This window comes from Acidithiobacillus sp. (assembly GCF_023255755.1).
In the GTDB taxonomy this organism is placed as follows: Bacteria; Pseudomonadota; Gammaproteobacteria; order Acidithiobacillales; family Acidithiobacillaceae; genus Acidithiobacillus.
The window spans coordinates 1-3,435 of sequence record NZ_JAGDVS010000083.1; the positions used below are offsets into that span (position 1 = coordinate 1).

Consider the following 3,435-nt stretch of genomic DNA (forward strand, 5'->3'; position numbering starts at 1 on the left):
CCCGGCTCGCCGCCGCGAGGCGGCGCCGCAGCGGCGCGTCGGCAAGCACCCGTTCCAGGGTGTCGGCCAACACTACCGGGTCCCGCGGCGGTACCAGCAGCCCGGTACGGCCGTCCTCGATCAATTCGGGGATACCCGAAACCGCGGTTGAGACCACGGGCGTGCCGGCCGCCATGGCTTCCGCCAGGACGTTGGGGATGCCATCCCGGTCTCCGTCCTCCGTTACATGGGGGGCGAGAGCGAAGACGGTTGCTTGTCCGTAAAATGCCAGGAGGCGGTCGTGAGCCATGGCGCCCGGCAGAGTTACCATAGCCGTCAGGCCCAGCTCGGCGATATAGGTCTCCAGTTCCTGGCGCAACGGACCTTCACCGACGATGACGCAACGAAAGGCGATCCCCCGGCTGTGCAGCAGGTGGCAAGCGGTAACCAGGTCCCGCATCCCTTTTTTGGGGACGAGGCGGCCCACCGAAAGGATCAAGGGCAGATCGGCATTTTCCGCCAGCGGAAAATCCGCAAAAGAATCGCCCTGAGGAAAGGCCGCGAGATCGATACCATGGTAGACGAGATGGATTTTGTCCCAGTCCTGGCGCGGCAGAAAACCGCGCAGGTATTCGACATTGTAGCGGGTGCAGGTGAGGACGAAATGCGCCGACTCAATCCGTCGGCGCATGGCCTCCTGGGGAGTCAGGTAGAGATCCTTGGCGTGCGTTGTGAAGCTGTAGGGAATATTGCACATGACCCCGGCCAGGCGGGCGACAGTAGCGGGTGCATTGGCGAAGTGAGCGTGGAGGTGTTGAATGTTGTTCTGCAGACAACCATGCGCCACATAACCGGAACGCATGAACTGTTTCCCGACGCTCAGTGGCCGGCGGGTGCGGATGGACCACCACAACGCGAGCCCGGTGGCGTGCAGATAGCGCAGCGGCGCCCGGGCCGCCACGACGGCGTGCCCCCTGGCTAGCGCAAAAATGATCCGGGGCCAGGTGAGGGGAAGATAGGTCACGGTCGCCCGGACCTCCGAAACCGTGGGATGCCGGGGGGCGTCCTCGGGCCGCAGGAGCGAGAAAATATGCAGGGAAGTATCCAAACGCTCCAGTGCGCGCATTTCGTTGAGGATGAAAGTCTCCGAAAGGCGCGGATAGCGCTTCAGTACATAACCTACCGTCGGGGTTGTCGCCGTCATAGGGATACCCCCGCGCTCGTTCCAGGACGGAGCATCTCTTCCAGTACCTCGGCAACGCGATGAACGCCCCCCAGGTCCACGGTATCCCATTGCTTTCCCGGCGGACGGTCGCCGGCAACGGCGGCCGGCACCAGCTCCACCAGTCGGTCGACCAGGTCTTCCTCGGGCTGTATCATCCACACGAGCCCGAGCTGGCTCAACGTCGTTGCGCGGAGCCATTGCTCCATGCGCGGTATCGAGCGTGGCACCAGGATGGCCGACTTCCTGGCGGCGAGAATCTCTGCGGTGGTGTTGTACCCCCCCATCGCCACTACCAGATCGGCAATGTGCAGCAAGCCCACGAGTTCGGTGGTATAGGGGATAATCTGGATGTCCGGGCGCTGAGCAGCAATCCTGGCCAGCGTCTGATACTGGTCCGGCGGCATGAGCGGCCCGGGAACGACGATGCTGTGCACCGTGTTCTGTGGAATCCGGCGCAAGGCCTCAAGATAGGCATCAATCAAGGCATATCCATCGCCGCCGCCGCCGACGGTAACGAGAACCACCGGTAAACCCGACGGCGCCACCAGCACGTCCGGAACGCCGTGCAGGCCCGTGCGGGCGACATAACCGCAGTAGCGCACTTTGGCCGCCACCTTCGGTGAAAGGCTGTAGGCACTCACCACGTCGAATAGGTGGCGACTGCCGTAAACCAGGATCTGGTCATATTCCGTCTCCAGCAACTCGTAGATGCCTTGTGCCTGCCAAACCTGGCGCACGGTCTCCGGGCTGTCGATGACATCTCTCAGCCCCAACACGGTGCGGGTCGCCGGCATCTCCTCCCGGATGAACTGCAGCGCCGGCAACAGCTCCCCTTTCATTCCCGCCGGGGCATGATCGACCAGGAAGAAGTCGGGCCGGTAGGAGGCAATGGCGTCCAGGATCGCCGCCTCGCGCAGCGCCTTGACCACCTCGAAGCTGGAGGAAAGATCTCTGGCCGTATATTCCTCGGCGCCAACCTTGATGACGGGAGGGAGGGCCCGCACTTCCAGGCCTGCCGGCATCGGCCAGGAACCAGCCATGGGGGACCCAGTCAGCAGCATCCCGGAAAAAGGCGGTTTACGCTGCATAAGGTGCTCGACGATGGCCAGATTCCGCCGTAAATGGCCAAGGCCGAAGGTGTCATGAGAATAGAGGAGTACTCGTCGCGCCGATCGCCCATGCTTTGCGGCGGACCAATGGTGCAAGGCAACTGTGGGTATCGGCTGCCCCGTTGCTACGAAAGTGCCAGGGGAGGACGGGGAATCACCGGCAAACAACAGGTTCTGCCGGATTCCCCGGCCCGCGTAGCGCTGGCTGGTGGGCATGGGATCCGCCGCCTGCGCAAGGGGCAGGCGGCGGTATCGCTCCGTTCCCCGCTGTATGAGGGGTTTCATCACCACCCTCCTGAACGGAGAGATTGGAGAAAGGGCTTGCCGAAGGTTTTCCGAATCGTCGCTGGTGAGACTTGTTCAGCGGAAGATTCGGTCTGCGGCAATAAGTCGTCCGGACGGCGGTAGGAATGGCGATTTCTGCGCCAGCAATCCATACAGAACGTCGTCCAGGCGCCATCGAGAAAGATGCGCACCGCGTGCGGGCTGTGATGGCCGCAAATAGTGCCGACAGTAGCGTCGACATCCCTCACCTGCTTCATCTCGGGTGCAAACTGCCAGGCTCCCAGCATAAGGGGAGCTTCGTCGTGTAGAACTCGCTGTTGTTCATAAGTGGTTGTCATAACACCCTCCTTGACTCTCTCCATTGTTGGGAAATGCTACCGATCGCGGCACCCGAAAGAGGGTAGTGGTAACTTTTCCCACTGTCAACAACCACCCAGACTCAAGCCGGACACTCGTGCCGTTCTCCGGTCCGGGCTACGGACCGCTCCCCGGCAAAGCGCCGCCCGGTCATCGAATTTGTGCATATAGGTTGTCTGGTACATGACGTCTTCCTTTCCGATGGCCGGTCGACATCGGCATTCCGCTACCGTATGATCATCGTAGTGGGATATTTTACCACGTCAAGCAATCTGCGCCTAAGTGGGGATATATACCACTACACACTACACTCAACGTGAACCTGATCGAGGCGAACCTGGGCATGCCATGAACGAAGCATTGAAGACAGCGGTATTGGCGATCCTGCGCCCTTTGGTCCGATATCTGATCGGGCAGGGGTGGACCTATGGGGCGTTGACGGACGCGCTCAAGATGGTGTACGTAGCGGAGGCGAGCCGG

Annotated in this window: 3 protein-coding genes; all 3 read right to left on the reverse strand. The window is 61.7% G+C overall.

Features of this window, described 5'->3' with window-relative positions:
- A partial coding sequence (locus tag Q0C48_RS05480) for a glycosyltransferase (protein WP_291522263.1) occupies window positions 1–1,183 on the reverse strand: 1,183 nt, incomplete at its 3' end.
- Window positions 1,180–2,598 carry a glycosyltransferase gene (locus tag Q0C48_RS05485; protein WP_291522265.1) on the reverse strand — a complete coding sequence of 473 codons (1,419 nt, stop codon included), beginning with the start codon at window positions 2,596–2,598 and terminating at the stop codon, window positions 1,180–1,182. The genes Q0C48_RS05485 and Q0C48_RS05480, both read right to left, overlap by 4 nt.
- Window positions 2,598–2,936 (reverse strand): hypothetical protein, encoded by a 339-nt coding sequence (locus Q0C48_RS05490; protein WP_291522267.1) that lies wholly within the window; start codon window positions 2,934–2,936, stop codon window positions 2,598–2,600. Before Q0C48_RS05490 ends, Q0C48_RS05485 begins: the two co-directional genes overlap by 1 nt.
- Window positions 2,937–3,435 lie beyond the last annotated feature (499 nt).